This is a genomic window from Streptomyces sp. NBC_01298 (assembly GCF_035978755.1).
Lineage (GTDB): Bacteria > Actinomycetota > Actinomycetes > Streptomycetales > Streptomycetaceae > Streptomyces.
The window spans coordinates 493783-513220 of sequence record NZ_CP108414.1 but is presented as its reverse complement, the minus strand read 5'-3'; the positions used below and the strand labels follow the sequence as shown (position 1 = coordinate 513220).

The window sequence follows — 19438 nt, the reverse complement described above, 5'->3', positions numbered from 1 at the left end:
GGGTACAACTGCTGTGCGAAGAGGGGAAGCCGATGCTGCGCGATGTGCGCGAGTGGTTCGACGGCGCGGCCGACGGCGAGATACGGGCACTGGAAGACGTGCCCGGCATCGATCCCGAGCGGCTGCGGGAACTGTGGTGTGCCGAACCGGAGCTGATGCTCCGCCTCGACGGCCTGCACACGGCCGCGCAGCGGGCCTTCGAGCGGCGCACGCGCGCCGCCGTCACGGACGAGCTGCTCCGGGCCCTGCGCGCCGTGGCCCGGGGAGCGGACGTGGCCCGGCTGGAGACGGCCGTCGCGCTGGCCGCGACGCGGCTGGAGGCCGATACGGCCACCGCCGGGGCGCGCGGCCTGAACACCGGACTGACCTGCGGGATCGTGATCAGCCCGGTGATCCTGCTGGTGGTCTTCGCGCTGGGGGAGTGGGTGCCCCGGCTCTTCGGCGTGGGCCTCGGCTGCCAGGAGCGGCTCGCCCTGGCGGGAGCCCTGGTGTGTTTCGCCGGCGGCGCGATGGGCGCGGTCTTCAGCGTCATCGTCCGGCTGCGCGATCCCCGGCAGCTCATCCGCGACAGCCCCGGCGGGTCCGGCGGTCCGGCCGCCGATCCGGTCCAGCTGTCCCGGGCGCTGCGCCAGGAGGGCTGGTACCGGGTGGTGGTCGGGTGGTTCCTGGCCACCGCGCTCTACCTCCTCGTCGCCGGCGGGATCCTCACCCTCCTCACTCCGCCGGCCACCCCGGCCGAACTGTGCGGGCCCGGCCCGCTCTCCGCCGACGGACACGGGGCCCTGGTCAGGACCTGGTTCTTCTGGGCGGCCATCGGCTTCCTCGCGGGCCTGAACGAACGGTGGGCGCGCGGTCTGCTGCGCCACCCCTCGGCGGCCGCGGACGAGGCGGCCGTGCCGCAGCCAGACGGCGCGCGACGCCCGTAGACGAGGGGGTGCACACGCGTTTACCCTGGGGGTGAACGCGTGTGCACCCCCGCCGTCGGGCCAGTGTTCGGGAGCCGTATGTCCGCCACAACGCACCCCCGCTCCCGCCCGATGGTCGCCGTCCTCGCGTTCTGCGGGGCCGTCGTCGCCGTCATGCAGACCCTGGTCGTCCCCCTGCTGCCGCACATCCCGGACCTGACGGGCAGCAGCCGCGCCGCCGCGGGCTGGCTGGTCACCGTCACCCTGCTCACCGGCGCCGTCTGCACCCCCGTACTGGGCCGGGTCGGGGACATGTACGGCAAACGCCGCGTGCTCCTGGCCTCGCTGGGCGTCCTCACCGCCGGGTCCGTGCTGTGCGCGATCAGCTCCGACATCTCGGTCCTGATCGCGGGCCGCGCGCTCCAGGGCACCGCGCTCGCCGTCATCCCCCTCGGCATCAGCATCATCCGCGACGAACTCCCGCCGGAACGCGTCCTGCCGTCCATCGCGCTGATGAGCTCCACGCTCGGGATCGGCGCCGCGATCGGCCTCCCGGTCGCGGCCCTCGTCGTCGACCGCTTCGACTGGCACACCATGTTCTGGGCCTCGGCCGCCCTCGGAGTGCTGGACGTCCTCCTCGTCCTGTGGACCGTCCCCGAGTCCCCGACGCGCACCCGCGGCCGGTTCGACGTACCGGGCACCCTGGGCCTGGCCACCGTCCTCGTGGCCCTGCTCCTCGCGATCACCCAGGGCGCCGACTGGGGCTGGACCGCACCATCCACGCTCGCGCTGCTCGTCACCGCCCCGGCCGTCGGAATCCTCTGGGGGCGCCACGAGCTGCGCACCGCCTCCCCGATGGTCGACCTGCGGGTCTCGGCGCGCCCCGCCGTGCTGCTCACCAACCTCGCGGCCCTGCTCATCGGCTTCGCCTTCTACGGGAACTCCCTGGTCACCGCCCAGCTCGTGCAGGAGCCGACGAGCACGGGGTACGGGCTCGGCGCCTCCCTCGTGGTGAGCGGCCTGTGCCTGCTCCCCGGCGGCCTGGCCATGGTCGCGCTGTCCCCGGTGTCGGCACGGCTCTCCGCCGCGTACGGCCCGCGGACCGCGCTGGCCCTCGGCGCGGCGGTCATGACGTTCGGCTACCTCGTCCGCTTCTTCACCAGCCACACCCTCTGGCTGATCGTCGCCGGTGCCACGGTGGTCGCCTGCGGTACCGCCCTCGCCTACTCGGCGCTGCCGGCGCTCGTGATGCGGGCCGTCCCCGTGACCGAGACGGGCGCCGCGAACGGCCTCACCACCCTGATGCGCTCCGTCGGCCAGGCCTGCTGCAGCGCGGTCGTCGCGGCCGTACTCGCCCAGGTCACCTTCCGGGCGGGCGGACACACCGCCCCCACCCTGCACGCGTACCTGCTGATCTTCCTGATCGCGGGCGGCGCCGCGCTCGCCGCGCTGGCGGCGGCCCTCTGCCTGCCACCGGGCAGCGCGGCCGCGTCCGCGCGGGCCGCTGCGGCCGGTACGGTCGGGGTGACCGAGTCCGCGCCCGCGCTCCGGGAGGGCACATGACCACCGCCGAGGAGTCGGGCCGCGACGCCATCGTGCGCTCCGCCCGCAGGGCCTTCACCCTGCGCCCCTACGCCGAGGTCACCCTGCGCGGCATCGCGGCCGACGCCGGAGTCAGCCCGTCGCTGATCGTGAAGCGGTTCGGCAGCAAGGAGGGGCTGTTCAACACGGTCGCCGACTTCGAGCCGGCCGCCGACGCCCTGTTCGCGGCGGAGCCGGCCGTACTGGGCCGCCACCTCGTCCTGACCGTCGTCCGGCTGCGCGACGAACTCCGCGGGGACCCGCTGCTGCGCGTGGTCTTCTCGCTGGGCATCGACGACGAGCGCACCCTGCTGCGCGAGCGCTTCCGCGAACAGGTCACCGCCCGCCTCGCGGCCCGTCTCGCCGGCGCCGACCGGGAGCTGCGCGCCGAGCTGATCGCCGGCCAGTTGCTGGGCCTGGGCGCGACGCTGAGCCTGCACCGCCCCGACGGCGCGGGTACCCGTACCCCGCCCGGACGACTGGCGGACCTGTACGCGCCCGGGCTCCAGGTGCTCATCGACGGCGGCGCCGCACGGCGTGATCCGCGGGACCCGGTTAGCGTCGGGGGATGAGTACCGAACCGCAGAGCTTCGAGATCCTGCTGGTGCCCGAACACGTGGTGGAGGGGTCGGCCGATGACGCCGTCCGCTCGGCCGTCGTGGCACCGACCGGCCAGAACGGCGCCTCCGGCTACCCGCGCTACTCGGGTGACGGGATGGTGGCGGACATCGATCCGGTCACCCGAACGGTGGAAGCGCTCCTCGTGGACGGCTCCGAGCTCGACTACGGCCTCAAGCCCGTCCTGCACCCGCCCACCGGCAGGCAGTCCTGACGCGCGGTTCTGCCGTGCGGTCCTGAGAAGCGGTCCTGAGAAGCGGTCCTGACAAGCGGTCTTCATGAGGCGTACGGGCGGCGGGCAGGCCCGGCCTGCCCGCCGCCCGTACGCCGTCACCCGGAACGCCGTCAACGCCGTCACTCGAAGCGGGTGGTGTCCCCCGCGCCCCGCCGGACGATCTCGGCCTCGCCGCTGGAGAAGTCGATGACCGTCGTCGGCAGCGTCCCGCACTCGCCCGAGTCGACCACCATGTCGACGACGTGGTCGAGGCGGTCCTTGATCTCCCAGCCCTGCGTCATCGGCTCCGCCTCGTCGGGCAGGAGCAGCGTGCTCGACAGCATCGGCTCGCCGAGCTCGGCCAGTAGTGCCTGGACCACGACGTGGTCGGGGATGCGCACGCCGACCGTCTTCTTCTTCGGGTGCTGGAGCTGGCGCGGTACTTCCTTCGTCGCCGGGAGGATGAAGGTGTAGCTGCCGGGGGTGGACGCCTTGATCGCGCGGAAGACGTCGTTGTCGATGATGACGAACTGGCCGAGCTGCGCGAAGTTCTCGCACACCAGGGTGAAGTGGTGGCGGTCGTCGAGCTGCCGGATGGACCGGATGCGGTCCACCCCGTCACGGTTGCCCAGCTGGGCGCCCAGCGCGTAGCAGGAGTCCGTCGGGTAGGCGACGAGCCCGCCCGCGCGGATGCCGTCGGCGATGCTGCCGATCGCGCGGGGCTGGGGGTTTTCGGGGTGTACGTCGAAGTACTTTGCCATCCGACGAGCCTACGGGATCCGGTGGTTCCGGCATCCTGTCCGGGCCGGGAGCCCCCTCGGGGCGGGGTGGGTGAAACATGGCTAATTGTCCAGTTTTTATGCTGCCTGGACCATACCTTCCCGTGATTGCGATCATATTTGCCGCATCGGATGCATGAATTTTTCGGCGGTGTACATAGGGTGCGTGGATCGGCGGCCTGACTGTGGCCGATAATTCACGCACGAGGGTTTGCCACATATGACCGCCACTTCGCTGCCGCCCGCTGGAAAACCCCTCTCGACGGGACGTCGCAGAGAGGTCGAGGCCCAGGTCGGCGGGGTCAAGCGGAATATCGCATTCCTCTCCGCTCTCGTCGCCGCACTCATATCCATGGGGGCCTACAGCGCCGGCCTGGCGGCACGCGGTGTGTATCCCTTCGGAGAGATCCCGCGCGCCACCAACGACCTGCGCCACCAGTACGTCCCCTTCCACACCCATCTCTGGGACCTTCTGCACGGCAACGCCCAGGGCGACCTCCTGTTCAACTGGCAGAGCGGGTACGGCGTCGGATTCCTCGGCGACTTCTTCACCTATCTCGGCAATCCGTTCTCCCTGCTGGCCGGCCTCCTGCCGCGGGAGCACGCGGAACTCTCCGTCTACCTCGTCAGCCTCTGCAGCATCGGCCTCGCCGCCGCGCTGATGACCGTGTACCTGGGGCGCCTGCGCCCAGGCTCGCCCTGGCTGCGCTGCCTGATCGCCGTCGGCTACGCCGTCTGCGGCTGGGGAGTCACCGAGGGCACCATCGTCCCGATGTGGACCTGGGGCCTGGTCGCGATACCGATGCTGGGCATAGCCGCCGACTGGTGTCTGACCGGCCGCCGCTGGGTGCTCGGCAGCCTCCTCTTCGCCCTCTGCTGGTACGCCAACTTCTACACCGCCGCCATGGCCACCATGGCCACCGCGCTCGTCTTCCTCGTACGGCTCCTGCTCGCCGACACCGACTGGCGCACCCGCGGCCGGGCGCTGTGGCGGGCCGCCACCATGACCGGCACCGGCTTGCTCCTCGCCGCCCCCGCCATCCTGGTGTGCGCCCTCGCCAACAAGCGGGCCCAGCCCACCGAGCTGTACGTGGTCAGCGTGAAGACCGACCCGCTGACCTTCCTGTCGATGCTCATACCGGGGACCCACCCCCTCACGCCGGCACCGAACGTCTACGCCGGGGTGCTCGTCCTCCTCCTCGTCCTGACCCTGCCCTTCCAGTCGAAGGTGCACGTCCGCGAACGCCTCGCCTGGCTCTCGCTCATCGTGCTGACCGGGCTCTCCTTCGTCCTCGTCCCGACCGCCAAGCTCTGGCAGGGCGGGGCCCTCCCGCACGGCGCCCCCTTCCGCGAGTCCTTCGTGTTCAGCGGCATGCTGGCGATGGCCGCCTGGATCTGCCTCGCCCACATGCCCCGCCCCCGGGCTCTGCTCGGCGGCGCCGGCCTGCTGGCCCTGCTCGTCGCGGCCACCTACGACTACCCGGCGGTCAACCGGCACGCCCTCAAGGGCGTCCTGATCGGCGGCGCCGTCACCGCCGTCCTGCTGCTCTTCTACGCGCGCGGGCTGCGCCGCCCCCTGCGCATCGGGGTCATGCTGCTGCTGGCCTTCTCCGTCTTCGCCGGCACCACGTACACCGTCTACGGCAACGCCGTCGCCAACGACCCCCGCCGCCGCGGCCCCAGCCGCCCCCAGACGATGACCGAGCTCGGCCGGAGCGCGCAGGAGGCCCTGGACGCACACCGGAACTGGCCCGCCACCCGCGCCGACGCCGGACCCGGGATCTTCGTCACCAACAACGACGCGATGCTGGTCGGCGGCCAGGGCGGCTCCTACTACAGCAGCTACGTCAGCGTGGAGACCGCGACCGCCCTGCGCGGCCTCGGCCTCGGCCAGGGCATGGGCGGCCGCCACCTGTGGCCCGCGAACGACCCGGTCCTGCGGGCCCTGCTCGGCGTCGGCACCGTCCTCGAACCGGCCGGCGCGGACGACGTCACCGTGCGCACCCTGCCCGCCCCGCCGCTGGTCACCTTGCGCGCCACCGGCAGCGACCAGGCCTACGGGGCCCCCGAAGGCTCCATCTGGGCCCGGCGCCAGGCCGCCCTCGGCGCCAAGGTCTACACCGTGCCCCCGCTGACCCGCGTCGGAGCTCCGGCCGCGTCCGTCCCGGCGCCCGGAAAGGGCTTCCCCCTGACCAAGGGCACGGGCGAGGGCCCGGAGAGCTGGGCCACCTTCACCGGGAAGTGCACCCCCGGCGCACGAGCCTTCGTCTACGCACCCGACCTGAACGCGACCGCCCGGGCCGAAGGCACCGGCCGCCGCGACAGCTTCTCCGCCAGGCCTCCCGCGGTCAGCGCTCCGATCAAGGAACTGGGCAAGGCGGGAGCCGACGGCCGCTTCACCTTCTCCGTGCGCACCCCCAAGGACGGCCAGGTCCTGCCGCCCGACGCGCTGGGCTGCCTCGACCAGGCCGCCTTCGACGCGGCCGTGACCGGGCTGAAGTCCGGCGGGGCCACCGAGGTCACGGCCGGCGGGCACTCCGTCGAGGCCCGGCTCCCCAAGGGCTCGACCGGCACCGCGGTGCTGGCCACCACGGCCTCCCCGGGCTGGACGTGCTCGGTGGACGGCGGCCCGGCCCGCGCCCCGATCTCTTACCACGGCCTGCTCGGCATCCCCCTGGGGTCCGGCGGCGCCGACCGGGTGTCGTGCTCGTACACCCCCGAAGGGCTCCGGCCCGGCCTGGGCGCCGCCGCGGCGGGCCTGCTGCTCATCGTGGGCGTCATGGGCGGCGCGCGTTGGCGGTCCCGCCGGCGGTGATCCCGGTCACCACCGGCCCGTCCCGCCGGGGCCGAGGGGAACAAAGGGAACAATGAGCGCGTCGTCCTGGATCACCGATTCCACCGATTCCACCGATTCAATGGAATCAACGGAATCAACGGCATCAGGGGAAGGAAGCGCAGCGTGTACGACGCACTCGTGGCCGGTGCCTGGGGGCTCCTCGCCGGCAGCGCCCTGCTGGCGGGCGCGGCCCTCGGCACCTTCTTCGCGGTGCCGCGCCGGCTGATCGCCCTGATCATGGCGTTCGGCTCCGGCGTGCTCATCGCGGCGGTCTCCTACGACCTGATCGCCGAGGCCCACGAGACGGGCGGCCTGCTCCCCACCGCGCTCGGCACGGCCGCGGGCGCGGCCGTCTACAGCGCGGGCAACGCGCTGCTGGCCCGGCGCGGCGGCCGGCACCGCAAACGCTCGGGCGGCCACCAGCCCTCCGAGGAGCAGCAGCCCGGCTCGGGCAGCGCCATCGCGATGGGAGCCGTCCTCGACGGGGTGCCCGAGTCCGTGGTGATCGGCGCGAGCCTGCTCGGCGGCGGATCCGTCGGACTGGCCACGATCGGCGCCGTCTTCATCAGCAACGTCCCCGAAGGCATGGCCAGCGCCGCCGGCATGCGCACCGCGGGCCGCGGCCGGGGTTATGTCTTCGGGCTCTGGGGCGGGATCGCCCTCCTCAGCGGCGCGGCCGCGCTGCTCGGCAACGCCCTGCTCGGTGACGCCCCGCCGCAGGCCCTCGCCGCGGTCACGGCCTTCGCGGCCGGCGCCATCCTCGCGATGATCGCCGACACCATGCTCCCGGAGGCACAGGAGGACGCCCACCTCGCCACCGGGCTGGTCATGGTGGCGGGCTTCCTCACCGCCCTGGGTCTGGGCGAGCTGTGAGCGTGGCCGGCGTCGGACCGTCCGGCCGGACCGTGATGCTGTAGGCGGCCCTGTCCGGGACGGACCGGAAGGCCGGCACACGGTCCGGCAGCAGGTGCTCCAGCAGCACGACCGACTCGCGCAGCGCGAACTGCAGCCCGAGGCAGGCGCGGGGGCCGATGCCGAAGGGCACGTACCCGCCCGGGACGGACGGTCGCCCGCCCGGAACGGTGAAGCGCAGCGGGTCGAAGCGCTCGGGATCGGGCCACAGCACGGGGTCGCGGTGCGCGAGGTAGGGGCAGACGACCACGTCGGTGCCCGCCTCGACGGCGAAGCCGCCCAGGACGTCGTCCTCGACGGCGTGCCGGGGCAGGATCCAGGCGGACGGGTACAGCCGCAGCGTCTCGCTGACCAGGGCCTGGATCGCCTCGCGGCGCTCGGCCGAGCCCGCGGGGCCGGCCGCGAGGGCCCGGGCGCGGGCCTCGGGGTGGCGGTCGAGGAGCAAGTACAGCCAGGTCAGGGTGGTGGCCGTGGTCTCGTGCCCGGCGACCAGCAGCGTGACCAGCTCGTCGCGGATCAGCCCGTCGGTGTACTCGGGCCGCTCGGCGGACGCCTCCACCAGCAGGTGGAGCAGCCCGGGCCCGTCGGGGCCCGCGCGGCCCCGGCGGGCGGCGGCGATGGCGTGGTGGGCCACGGCGTCGATCCTGGCCAGATCGGCGGCGACCGCCTCCCCGGCGCCGGCGGAATCGGCGGGCAGCGTCGGCAGCGCCGCCACCACGGCCGCGACCGCGCCCAGTTCGCGGTCGGTGTCCGCGTCCAGCGGATGACCGGTCAGGGAGCGCCAGATGGTGTCGAGGGCGAAGCGCCGCATCTCCTCGCCGACGTCGAAGACCTCCCCGGTACGGGCGTACGCGGCCCAGCGCCCGGCGGCCGTCCGCGCGGCCCCGGCGATCCGCTGCTCGTAGCGGCGCATCCCGGTCCCCGTGAACTGCGACTGCAGGAGCCGCCGTTGCCGCTTCCACGCCTCGCCGGTCGCGGAGAGCACGCCCTCCCCGACCAGCGGCCGGGCGCGGTGCGAACGCTTGACGTAGCGCTGCGGATACAGGGCCAGCACCTGCTGGATCGCCCCCGGCCCGGTGACCAGCACGGTCGGCCGATCGCCGGGCCCGGCCTCGCGACCCCCGAGCCGGAACGCGCCGACCCCGCCGAGCCGTCCGCAGACCTCGGCCAGCAGCTCCACGAGCTGGCCTCCTCCCGCGCTCCACCGCGCCACGACGGCGGGATCCAGGACGGGGACCGGGGGACTGAGGCGGCCCACGGGACCGGCTTCGATGGCCATCGGTGTTCCCCTGTTCGTCCGTTCGGCCGTTCGCCGGCCGGCTGCGTTCCGCCGGGTTCCGCCCGCGCCCGGCCGGCGGCAGCACGGACTGTACGGGACCGGGAACGGGCGGGGGTCGGCCTTCGGCCAGGCGCGGAGCGCGGTCCGGCTGGGCGCTGAGCGCGGTCCGGCGGGGTGCGGCACAGCGTCCGGCCGGGCACCGCGCACCGTCCGTACCCGGTCCGCGGCGGCAGGCCCTACGCCGGGCGGGTGTACCTGCGGCCCGCCTCCGGGGCCCGGCGGGAGGCGGCCCGTTGGATGGGGGTCCGGGGGATCGTGGTCAGGGGCCGGGACGCGCGATCGGCAGTGGAACGGTTCCTGAGGAGTGACGATGGGTCCGTTCTCGTACTCGTTCCCGGCGGACGCGGCACGGGACGCGCTGAACCGCACCCAGGCCGCGATGCTGCTGCCCGCGGTCCTCGTGGGCGCCGGAGCGGGACTGGGCGCGGTGGCCTTCCGCTGGCTGATCGAGGTCTTCACCAAGGCGCTGTCCGGCCACGACGACTACTCCGCCGCAGGCCACGCCGACAACCCGTACGTGCCCTGGCTCGGACCGTACTTCGTGCTGCTCGCGCCCGTGGTCGCGGGCGCGCTCTACGGACCGCTCGTCTACCGCTACGCCAAGGAGGCGCGCGGCCACGGGGTTCCCGAGGTGATGTACGCGGTCGCCCGCCAGGGTGGCCGGATCCCGCCCCGGGTCGCGGTGGTGAAATCGCTCGCGTCCGCGCTCTGCATCGGCGGCGGCGGCTCCGTGGGCCGCGAAGGCCCCATCGTCCAGATCGGGGCCGCCCTCGGCTCCACCGCCGGAGCCCTCCTGCGCATGCGCGAGGAACGGATGCGGCTGCTGGTCGCCTGCGGCGCGGCCGGTGGCATCGCCGCCACCTTCAACGCCCCCCTGGCCGGCGTCTTCTTCGCGATGGAACTGATCCTGCGCGATTTCACGGCCCGCGCCTTCGGCCTGGTGGCCGTCTCCTCGGTCACCGCCAGCGTGATCGGACGCGCGGCCCTCGGCGACCAGCGGTTCCTGGACCTGGTGCCGGTAAGCGCCGGTCACCTCGCCGCGTACGCCCTGTACATCCTGCTCGGAGCGGTGGCCGGAGCCGTGGGTGTGCTCTTCAGCAAGGTGCTCTACGGGGTGGAAGACCTCTGCGACGCCGTCTGGCGCGGCCGCCCGGAATGGCTCCGCCCGGCCGCCGGCGGCATCGTGCTGGGCGCGATCCTGCTGGCCCTGCCCGAGATGTACGGGGTCGGCTACCCGGTCCTCGGCAAGGCGGCGGTGGGCGGGTACGCGATCGGATTCCTGCTCGTCCTGCTCGTCGGCAAGATCATCGCGTGCAGCGTCACCATCGGGATCGGCGGCTCGGGCGGCGTCTTCGCCCCCAGCCTCTTCATCGGCGCCATGCTCGGCAGCGCCTTCGGGCAGACGATGGACGGCCTCGCCCCCGGAGTGACCGGCTCGGCCACCACCTACGCCGTCATCGGGATGGGCGCGGTCTTCGCGGGCTCCGCCCGCGCGCCGATCACCGCCGTCGTCATCATCTACGAACTGACCGGCGAGTACGGCATCATCCTGCCCCTGATGGTCGCCGTCGCCGTCGCCACCGGGGTCAGCCACGCGCTCAGCCGGGACACCGTCTACACGGCCAAACTCCGCCGCCGCGGGGTGGACCTGGACCTGACCGGCCCGGCCGCCGTCGAGGTCCGGACCGCCATGGGACCGCCACCGCCCGCGCTCGCGCCCGGCACCGGCCTGCGCGAGGCGATCACGGCGATGATCGAGGCGGGCGCCGAGCGCCTGCCGCTGGTCGACCGGCACGGCCACTACGCGGGTTCGGTCGGCGCGCTCGCCCTCTCCCGGGCCCTGCACGCGGGACTCTCGGAGCACACGCCCGTCGAGACGGTACGGGACCACCCGCCGGCCCTGCTCGCCGGCCAGTCCCTCCAGGAGGCACTGCCGCTGCTCGCGGCGAGCGAGGGCGACGGCCTCCCGGTCCTGGACGAGGAACGGCTCCGCCTCCTGGGCTGGGTCTCCCACCGCTCGGCCCTGCTGGCCCTGTACCCGCCTTCCCAGCCCGCCCCCTGACCCCGGATCAGACGGTCGGGGAGAGCTGGGAGCGCACCCATGCGGGATCGGGGTTGGTGTGGGGCCGGCCGGCCACGATGACCGTGGGTACGGTCTCGTTGCCGTCGTTGGCCTCACGTGCCGCCTCGGCCCCCGCCGGGTCGCGCCAGATGTCGACCCAGTGCAGTTGGCCGGCGTTGCGGCCGAGCCGGACGCGCAGCCGTATGCAGTACTGGCATCCGGGCCGCCACAGGACGACCGGCCGGCCGTCGGCCGCGCTGCGGCGCCGTGCCTCCAGCAGCGTGATCGGCCTCGGGAAGACGAGGGGCGAGTGCACGCCCGCGAGCACCAGGAACATCAGCAGGAGCACGGCGGCGGTGGCGGGGCTGCCCGTGAACACCGACCCCGCCGCGAAGGCGGAGCCGCAGACCAGGAGCAGCAGGGGCAACTTCCAGGCACGTGTCATGGTCACGCAGGCTACCGAGGAGGCGGAGCGTTCCTCGAACCGGGTCGCCCCGGCCGGGAGGTTGGCCGGAAGGCGGGCCGGGAGGTTGGCCGGGAGGACACGCCTATGGGCGCTCCCGCACGAGATCGTGGCGGCTCACTCCCCAGCGGGCGGCAGGAGTTCGAGCACCCGGCGGATGATCTCGGTGCGCTGGCCGGAACGGAGGCCGCCGGGGCACGCGTGGCCTCCCCACGCGGCGCCACCCATGGCGTGGACGCCCAGACCGGGCTGATCCGGCCGTTCGCTGACGGCCGGCGGCCAGCCGTGGGCGCCCGCGCCCCAGGCGTAGACGCGGGCCACGGCTTCGACCTGCGCCTCGGTGAGCGGCCGGGTGGCGAAACCGGAGGTCTCGACCGAGGCCCAGCCCCCGTTGCCGTCCACCTGCGCCCAGGCCCGGTCCAGTACGGACACGTACTGCTCCGTCTCCCCGTCCCGGGAAACCCAGAAGTGCGAGGAGGTCTTGATCCCGGGGGTGTTGAACCGCTCGTACAAAGAGCCCTCGCCCTCCTGGACATGGAGCACGAGCCCGCGCTGCGCGTCGCGGTCGCCGTGGACGAAGTTGCGCTCCAGCGGGATCTTCGCCACCCCGGGCATCCACCCGGAAGCGGGGGAGGCGGTGGCCGAAGCTGGGGGCTGTCCCGCCCCCCGGCCACGGTCGTCCCCGGCCCCTCCGGCTCCGCCGGACCGGGCGGCGGCCACCAGGGAACCGGCGGTCGCGGCGAGGAACACGGCCCCGCCGCCGGCGAGCAGGCGCCGCCTCGACGGAGGCGGGGGATGGGGGCGGGGGTGGGGGTGACTGGGGTGCATGAGCGATGTCCGGTTCCGGGTGGTGCTTCGCGTGGGGGAACGGCGATTCAACGGGGCGCTCATGAGGGGGGCGTGATCGTTTGATGACCGTTCGACGACGGATACGGTCCCCGGGCCGGCCCGGCCGGACGGATTGTGACCAATTGGTCATCCCGTGCGCATCACCTGCGCATATGCGGCACGGAGACTGGCGTCTGATCCAGAACGGCACGACCAAGGCGGTGTACGGCATGACGGCGGTACCGGTGGAGGGCGAGACGCCCGGCGCGACGAGGGACGAGCACCCGGCGAGGACGCCGGGGCCGCACGATGCGCAGACACCGCCCCCCGCCCCCCGACCGGGCCGGGCGCCCGCGCCGACTCCCGCCCCCCGGCCAGGCCGAGAGCCCGCGCCGATTCCGGACCCGCGCACCGTGCGGGCGCCGGAGGCGGACCCCGTGGCGACGACTGCGCCCGATGCTGGTCCTGCGGCCCCTTCCGAACCGACGCCCGGGTCCGAACCCGCGGCTGGATCCGTGGCCGCGCCGGTGTCGGTGGCCGACGCTGCGCATTCGCCCGAGGCCGAGGCCGAGCCCGAGCCCGAGGCCGAGCCCGAGCCCGAGGCCGAGGCCGAGGCCGAGCCCGAGCCTGCTACCGAACCTGAGGCTGCGTCGGCTCCTGAACCTGAGGCCGACCCCGCGGCCGGGCCTCAGACCGCGTCCGCTCCCGAATCCGAACCCGGGCCCGCCTCCACCGCCGAAGCCGCGACCCCGTCGGCTCCCGAATCCAGTCCCGGGGTCGGGCCCGCGTCCGCGCTTGGGGACGCGGCCGTGCCTGGCCCCGACTCGTGGCCGGGGGCCGTTCCCGGGGCGGACGCGATGCCGACCGGCGGTCCCGGTGCCGGTCGGCCTGTTCTCCCTCCTGAGTCGGACTCTGAGAAGACGAGCAAGTTCATCGCGCTCAAGCCGCTGGACGAGGCTCCCCCGGCGTCGGCGTCGGCGTCGGCGTCGGCGCCGGTGCCGAAATGGGCGTTGGCGCCAGGGTCTGCGCCCCTACCTGTGCGGCGGGCCCCCGCCGTGCCGGCGGCAGCGGACGCCCCGGCTTCGGGGACCGTTCCGCCCGCGAGGACCGCCCCGACCCCGGGCCGGGCACCGGGTGGTGACCCCGTGCAGGAGACTGCTCAGGTTCCGGGACGGGCTCCGGTTCGGGAAAGGACTCCGGGGGTCGGGCCCGTCCTGGGGACCACCCCGGCTCCGGGGGCGGATTCGGTGGCAGGCAGGGTCCGGGGCCTCGCCCCCGCGCAGGGGGACGGTTCCGTCCCCGAGGGGACCACCGAGCAGCCGCTGCCCGCGCTCGGTCTGCTCGCGGAGCTGACCAATACCCCGCCGCCGCCCGCGACCCCCGCCCGGACCGTGGCCCGCCGGGTCCGGATCTGGGTGCCGCCGCTGCTCCTGCTGGTCGCCGTACTGGCCGTCGTACAGGCGCTGCGGCCGCTGCCCGACGCCGTCCTCACCAGTGGGGGCGCCGCGACCTCCGTCACCCTCGACGGCCGTTTCGAGGTGCCCTGGCCGGAGAAGGGCCAGGCCGCCGTACGGGTCGGCGGCGCGGGCGACGTCGGGACGTTCGGGGAGCAGAAGCCCGTGCCCACGGCCAGCGTCGCCAAGGTCATGACGGCCTACGTGATCCTCAAGGACCACCCGCTGAAGAAGGGCGAGGACGGCCCGCGGATCGAGGTCGACGCCAAGGCCGTCGCGGAGGGTGCCTCGAAGAGCGAATCGCGCATCGAGGGTCTGACGGCCGGCACCCGCTTCTCCCAGCAGAACATGCTGAAGATGCTGATGATCCCCTCGGGCAACAACATCGCCCGCCTGCTGGCCCGTTGGGACACCGGAAGCGACTCCGAGGCCGCGTTCGTGGAGAGGATGAACGCCGAGGCCAAGGCGCTCGGCATGACCTCCACCACGTACACCGACCCGAGCGGGCTCGACGCCAAGACCGTGAGCACCGCCGCCGATCAGCTGAAACTGGCCGAGGAGGTCATGAAGTCCGACGCGTTCCGGGCGATCGTCAGGCTGCCCCAGGCGACCGTTCCCGGCCTGAGCGAGCCGCTCATCAACAACAACGGCGACCTGCTCATCGACGAACTCAGCGTCAGCGGCATCAAGACCGGCTCCAGTTCGGCGGCCGGCGGCGCGCTGATGTGGGCGGCGTACAAGACGGTGGGCGACAAGACCCCGCTGATCCTCGGCACGATGCTCGACCAGCACGTCACCGGCGCCGACCCCGACGGCGCCAACAGCCTGAAACTGGTCAAGCAGAACAGCAAGAAGGTCATCGAGGCCGTCCGCGCGGCACTGACCCCGGCCGGCGCGATCAAGAAGGGCCAGGTCGTCGGCTACGTGGACGACGGGCTCGGGACCCGGACCCCGGTGGTGGCCACCCGCGACACGGCCGCCGTAGCCGTGCCGGGCCAGCAGCTCGCTCTCAGCCTGGCCGTCGGCGGCGACGGCCTCCCCGCGCACGCGCCGGCCGGCACCGAGATCGGGACCCTGACCATCGGCACCGGCCCGGGCGCGCCGACGGTCCCCGTGGCCCTCCAGACGGACCTGTCCGAACCGTCCTTCGGCGCGAAACTCCTCCGCCTCGGCTAGGGCCGCCTGTTGCGAAGGCGGGTCCTTGTGCTCCGTGCCATTACCCGGGAGGTAATGGCACGGAGCGGTCGGCACTGGTCAGAATGCTGATCTCGCCGCGTCAGCCGGACGCGGATGCCGGATCGGAGTGATGAGTCGTGTCCACAGCCGTACCCGCAACCACCCGCGCCGTGCTGGAGGAGCTGTTGCGCCGGATCGGCGAGGGCGATCCCGAGCGCATCGCCGAGATGTATGCCGAACGGGGCGACTGGAAGCTGGACTGGCCGGAGGCCGAGCACGGTCGGCCCGCCACCCCGTGGATCCGCCACCGTGCCACCCGTGCCGATGCCGCCGCTCACTTCCGCGAACTCGCCGAGCACCACGTGCCCGGGCAGGCGGCGACCGAGATCGAGCGCGTCCTCATTGACGGAAACGACGCGGTCGTGCTCGGCGAGATCCGTCAGACCGCCCGCTCCACCGGCCGCGCCTATCGCGCCCGGTTCGCTTTGCACCTCACTGTCGAGGACGGCCTCGTCACCCGGCACCACGTCTACGAGGACAGCCTTGCCGTCGCCCAGGCGTTCGACACGAAGGAACCGGGCGAGGATCGCTGAGGCATCGGCGAACTCGTCGGCCTCAGCCACGTACGGGCCTACGGGCGTCGCCTAGGGCCTGTCGTCAAACTCCCGCCTGCCGCACGGCGTCCGGCACGCGCTCTCGCCGCACCGGGCGGAAGGCCGGGTACGTCCAGTACGCGGCTTTCCGCCCGGCACGCCGAGAGCACGCACCGGACGCCGCGCGGCCGCCCTTCGGGCGACGACGGGAGTTTGACGACAGGCCCTAGCGCGCGCCCGGGAGCCGGACCGTCACCACGAGACCCCCCGCCGCGCGGGGGGCGAGGTCGAGGGTGCCGGCGTGGGCGCGGACGATGCTGTGCACGATGGCCAGGCCGAGGCCGGCGCCGGCGTGCTCGTCGGTGCGTACGCGTTCCGTCGCGCGGCGGAAGGGTTCGGTGAGCGTCGGGACCAGTTCCGGCGCGAGCCGGGGGCCCGTGTTCTCGACCCGCAGCACGCTCGTGCCGCCGTCCTCCTCGGTGTGGACCGTCACGGTCCCGTCGGCGGGGAGGTTGTGGACGACGGCGTTCTGGACGAGGTTCGTCACCATCCGAAGCAGGAGCTCCGCGGAGCCGTCGGTCCGGGCCGCCCCGCCGGTGACGTCGAGGGTGATGCGGCGCTGCTCGGCGAGGGGGAGCAGCGTTTCGGCGGCTTCCTCGGCGAAGAGCGAGAGGTCGACGCCCTCGCGCGCGAAGTCAGCGCGGTCGCCGTGGCTGAGCAGCAGGAGGGCCTCGGTGAGGTCGATCGCCCGCGCGTTCACGACGTGCAGGCGTTCGATGAGCTCGCCCCGGTCGAGGGTCGGGTCCTCGCGGGCCACGTCGAGGAGCGTCCGGGAGATGGCCAGGGGGGTGCGCAGCTCGTGGGAGGCGTTCGCCGCGAACCGCTGCTGCTCGGCCACGTGGGACTCCAGCTGTTCGAGCATCGAGTCGAAGGCGTCGGAGAGTTCACGGAATTCGTCCTGGCGGCCCGTCATGTGGATCCGGTGGGACAGCGACCGGTTTCCGGCCGTCCGCGCCGCGTCCGTGATCCGGGTGAGGGGCGCGAGCATCCGTCCGGCGAGGATCCACCCGCCCACGAGGCCGAGCACCAGCAGGAACGCCAGTACCGCGGCCGCCCTCGGAGCGAAGACGCGCAGGAGGTTGGACCGGATGGGGAAGACGCCGTGGGTGGGGGCCTCGGCGGACACGATGAGCGCGCGGTCGGGGACGTAGCGCAGGAGGAACAGCCACACCGCCGCGAGCAGCAGGACGCCGGCGACCATGAGGAACCCGGCGTAGCTGAGGGTGAGTTTGGAGCGAACGCTCCATCCAGGGGATCTCTTGGCGGCCCGGTGCACGGCCCGGTGCACAGCCCGGTGCACGACCTGATTCCTGCCCTGGTTCATGAGGTGGTGCTCCCGGTCTCCGGCTGGGTGTCGATGCGGTAGCCGACGCCGGGCACCGTGGCGATGATCCACGGTTCGCCGAGCCGTTTGCGCAGGGCCGAGACGGTGATGCGCACGGCGTTGGTGAGGGGGTCCGCGTTCTCGTCCCAGGCCCGTTCCAGCAGGTCTTCGGCGCTGACGACCCCGCCCTCGGCGGCGACGAGGACTTCCAGCACGGCGAACTGCTTGCGGGTGAGCGCGACGTAGCGTCCGTCGCGGAAGACCTCCCGCCGGAAGGGATCGAGCCGCAGGCCCGCGATCTCGCGGACCGGGGGCCGGGCGTACGCGCGCCTGCGGTCGAGCGCCCGCAGCCGCAGGACGAGCTCCCGCAGCTCGAACGGCTTGGTGAGGTAGTCGTCGGCGCCGAGCCCGAACCCGGACGCCTTGTCGTCGATCCGGTCGGCAGCGGTGAGCATGAGGATCGGGATGCCGCTGCCGGAGGCGACGATGCGGCGCGCGACCTCGTCGCCGGAGGGGCCGGGGATGTCACGGTCGAGGATCGCGAGGTCGTAGGAGTTCACGCCGAGCAGTTCCAGGGCGGTGTCGCCGTCGCCGGCGATGTCGGCGGCGATCGCCTCCAGCCGCAGGCCGTCACGGACGGCCTCGGCCAGGTAGGGCTCGTCCTCGACGATCAGTACGCGCATGCCCGAAGCCTAAACACCGGGACATATCGCCGTCGTATGCATGGTGCGCATCGGGTACGCGCGTCAGCCGGCCGGAGCCAGGACGGGCTCGGGCCGGTCCGACCAGTCCGGCGCCGTGGTACGCCACCAGCGGCGCGAAGCCAGCGCGGCCAGGGCGGCGCCGGTGGCGTTGACGAGGACGTCGTCCACGGAGGAGACCCGGTCCAGTCGCAGGACGTACTGCGCCACCTCGATCAGGACCGAGCATCCCGCCCCGAGGGCCAGCACCCTCGGCACGGAGGCCAGTGCCGCCCACCGCATCGGGGCGAAGAACCCCAGCGAGGCGAAGACCAGCAGGTTGCCGCCGATGCCGAGCGGCCCCATCGTGACGAGGTCGCGCAGCGGTACCAGGCTGAACCGGCCGGGAACGATCCCGGCTCCGGACCCCGGCATCATGGTCATCCACACGAACGGCAGCGTCCCGAGCACCATGCCGACCTCGGCCAGCGGGATCCGCCACGCCGCTGCGAAGCCCGCGGCACGCCGGCGGCGCGCCAGGGCCCACACGAGCAGCAGGGCCGGCGGCACGGCGACGAGGGTCATGAGGACCACGCCGTTGAACGTGTCGAAGCATCCGTGCCACTGCCCGGCCATGCACCTCGGCGCGGACATCAGGAGCGGCCCGCGTATGACGTACAGGACGCTCGCCGCGCCGAGGGCCGCCAGGCCGAGGAGCACGACCCTGAGCGTGCGGCGGGGCGGTGTCGACGGGGATGCGTTGTGGTTCATGTTCCCAGGGGAGTCGGTGGGCCGTTGCGAGGCCGTATGCGATTTTCGATACGCCCGCGATAGGTCCGCGATGAGCCGGCTACAGAGGTGCCTCGACGACGAAGAACAGGAAGCAGGGTGCGCTCGCAAGGTCCTGGAAGCCGTCGGGGAACAGCTCACGGGCAGCCGGGTCCGGCTGGGGTTCGCTGATGACGGACAGCCGGAACCCGGCGGCGGCGAAGGCCCCGGTCATCGCGTGCAGGGACTTGCGCCAGAACTTCATCGGGACGGACGTCCCGTTGAAGGTCCAGTCGAAGGAGTAGCTGCCGGCCGCGAAGTAGTCGGGGCGGGGGTCCTGGATCGTGTAGGCCACGAAGGGGTGGTCCACGGACGCGATCAGACGGCCGCCGGGCCTGAGGACGCGCCGCAACTCGGCCAGCGTCGGTCCCCAGTCCTCCAGGTAGTGCAGCACCAGCGACGCGACCACGTCGTCGAAGGCGCCGTCGGCGAACGGCAGGCGCTCACGCAGGTCGACCAGGTGCAGGTCCGCGTCGTCACCGAGCCGCCGCCCGGCCAGCGCCAGCATGCCGGCGCTGGAGTCGAGCCCGGTGACGACCGCACCGCGATCGCGCAGGGCCGCGGTGAGGGGCCCCGAGCCGCACCCCGCGTCCAGGATCCGGCGGCCGGAAACGTCCGCCGCGAGGGCCAGCATCGCGGGCCGCTCGTAGAAGGCGTTCACGAGGCCGCCCTCGTTCTCCGCCGCGTACGCCTCCGCGAAGCCGTCGTAATGATTGGCCCGATCCTGACTCAGACCCTGGCCCTGGCCCTGACTCAGACCTTGATCCCGATCATGTTCCATCGCGG

General features: G+C 73.3%; 17 protein-coding genes. 9 read left to right on the top strand and 8 right to left on the bottom strand.

Features of this window, described 5'->3' with window-relative positions:
- Positions 1-32 precede the first annotated feature (32 nt).
- The 4 genes from OG730_RS02265 (at position 33) to OG730_RS02250 (ending at position 3318) form a co-directional block, all read left to right on the top strand.
- On the top strand, positions 33-926 hold the full coding sequence (locus tag OG730_RS02265) for a hypothetical protein (protein WP_327302522.1): 894 nt from the start codon (positions 33-35) through the stop codon (positions 924-926).
- A gap of 78 nt (positions 927-1004) precedes the next feature.
- Entirely contained in the window at positions 1005-2468 is a 1464-nt protein-coding gene (locus OG730_RS02260; protein ID WP_327302521.1) for an MFS transporter, read from the top strand.
- Positions 2465-3058 carry a TetR/AcrR family transcriptional regulator gene (locus OG730_RS02255; RefSeq protein ID WP_327302520.1) on the top strand — a complete coding sequence of 198 codons (594 nt, stop codon included), beginning with the start codon at positions 2465-2467 and terminating at the stop codon, positions 3056-3058. Before OG730_RS02260 ends, OG730_RS02255 begins: the two co-directional genes overlap by 4 nt.
- A complete protein-coding gene (locus tag OG730_RS02250) occupies positions 3055-3318 on the top strand; it encodes a hypothetical protein (RefSeq protein WP_327302519.1) in 264 nt (87 codons plus the stop codon). The genes OG730_RS02255 and OG730_RS02250 overlap by 4 nt, the downstream gene beginning before the upstream one ends.
- A 140-nt stretch (positions 3319-3458) precedes the next feature.
- Here OG730_RS02250 and OG730_RS02245 read toward each other — a convergent pair whose 3' ends face one another.
- The gene (locus tag OG730_RS02245; RefSeq protein WP_327302518.1) at positions 3459-4079 is read right to left on the bottom strand and encodes an L-threonylcarbamoyladenylate synthase; all 621 of its coding nucleotides are present in this window, start codon (positions 4077-4079) and stop codon (positions 3459-3461) included.
- Positions 4080-4317: 238 nt separating this feature from the next.
- Between OG730_RS02245 and OG730_RS02240 the strand changes: the two genes are divergently transcribed.
- Positions 4318-6912: a YfhO family protein gene (locus OG730_RS02240; RefSeq protein ID WP_327302517.1), complete on the top strand. Its 2595-nt coding sequence runs from the start codon at positions 4318-4320 to the stop codon at positions 6910-6912.
- A gap of 144 nt (positions 6913-7056) precedes the next feature.
- Complete coding sequence (locus OG730_RS02235) at positions 7057-7806, top strand: ZIP family metal transporter (RefSeq protein WP_327302516.1); 750 nt, start codon at positions 7057-7059, stop codon at positions 7804-7806.
- Here the strand turns inward: OG730_RS02235 and OG730_RS02230 are convergent.
- The gene (locus tag OG730_RS02230) at positions 7778-9124 is read right to left on the bottom strand and encodes a cytochrome P450 (protein ID WP_327302515.1); all 1347 of its coding nucleotides are present in this window, start codon (positions 9122-9124) and stop codon (positions 7778-7780) included. The genes OG730_RS02235 and OG730_RS02230 overlap by 29 nt on opposite strands.
- A 439-nt stretch (positions 9125-9563) precedes the next feature.
- Here OG730_RS02230 and OG730_RS02225 point away from each other — a divergent pair, with 439 nt between their 5' ends.
- A complete protein-coding gene (locus tag OG730_RS02225; RefSeq protein ID WP_327309121.1) occupies positions 9564-11246 on the top strand; it encodes a chloride channel protein in 1683 nt (560 codons plus the stop codon).
- A gap of 7 nt (positions 11247-11253) precedes the next feature.
- On the opposite strand, the gene OG730_RS02220 is transcribed toward OG730_RS02225, so the two are convergent.
- Both OG730_RS02220 and OG730_RS02215 read right to left on the bottom strand, forming a co-directional pair.
- Positions 11254-11691 (bottom strand): glutaredoxin domain-containing protein, encoded by a 438-nt coding sequence (locus OG730_RS02220; RefSeq protein ID WP_327302514.1) that lies wholly within the window; start codon positions 11689-11691, stop codon positions 11254-11256.
- 135 nt (positions 11692-11826) lie between these two features.
- Positions 11827-12315: a peptidoglycan recognition protein family protein gene (locus tag OG730_RS02215; protein WP_327302513.1), complete on the bottom strand. Its 489-nt coding sequence runs from the start codon at positions 12313-12315 to the stop codon at positions 11827-11829.
- Between the two features lie 1469 nt (positions 12316-13784).
- Here OG730_RS02215 and OG730_RS02210 point away from each other — a divergent pair.
- The gene (locus OG730_RS02210) at positions 13785-15167 is read left to right on the top strand and encodes a D-alanyl-D-alanine carboxypeptidase family protein (RefSeq protein ID WP_327302512.1); all 1383 of its coding nucleotides are present in this window, start codon (positions 13785-13787) and stop codon (positions 15165-15167) included.
- Positions 15168-15304: 137 nt separating this feature from the next.
- Positions 15305-15760: a nuclear transport factor 2 family protein gene (locus OG730_RS02205; protein WP_327302511.1), complete on the top strand. Its 456-nt coding sequence runs from the start codon at positions 15305-15307 to the stop codon at positions 15758-15760.
- A gap of 226 nt (positions 15761-15986) precedes the next feature.
- On the opposite strand, the gene OG730_RS02200 is transcribed toward OG730_RS02205, so the two are convergent.
- The 4 genes from OG730_RS02200 to OG730_RS02185 all read right to left on the bottom strand — a co-directional run bounded on the left by OG730_RS02200 (position 15987) and on the right by OG730_RS02185 (position 19433).
- The gene (locus OG730_RS02200) at positions 15987-17021 is read right to left on the bottom strand and encodes a sensor histidine kinase (RefSeq protein ID WP_327309120.1); all 1035 of its coding nucleotides are present in this window, start codon (positions 17019-17021) and stop codon (positions 15987-15989) included.
- Between the two features lie 119 nt (positions 17022-17140).
- Positions 17141-17827, bottom strand: a complete 687-nt coding sequence (locus OG730_RS02195) for a response regulator transcription factor (RefSeq protein ID WP_327302510.1) — start codon at positions 17825-17827, stop codon at positions 17141-17143.
- A 63-nt stretch (positions 17828-17890) separates the two neighbouring features.
- Positions 17891-18595: a VanZ family protein gene (locus tag OG730_RS02190; protein WP_327302509.1), complete on the bottom strand. Its 705-nt coding sequence runs from the start codon at positions 18593-18595 to the stop codon at positions 17891-17893.
- Positions 18596-18674: 79 nt separating this feature from the next.
- Positions 18675-19433: a class I SAM-dependent methyltransferase gene (locus tag OG730_RS02185; RefSeq protein WP_327302508.1), complete on the bottom strand. Its 759-nt coding sequence runs from the start codon at positions 19431-19433 to the stop codon at positions 18675-18677.
- Between the last annotated feature and the right edge of the window lie 5 nt (positions 19434-19438).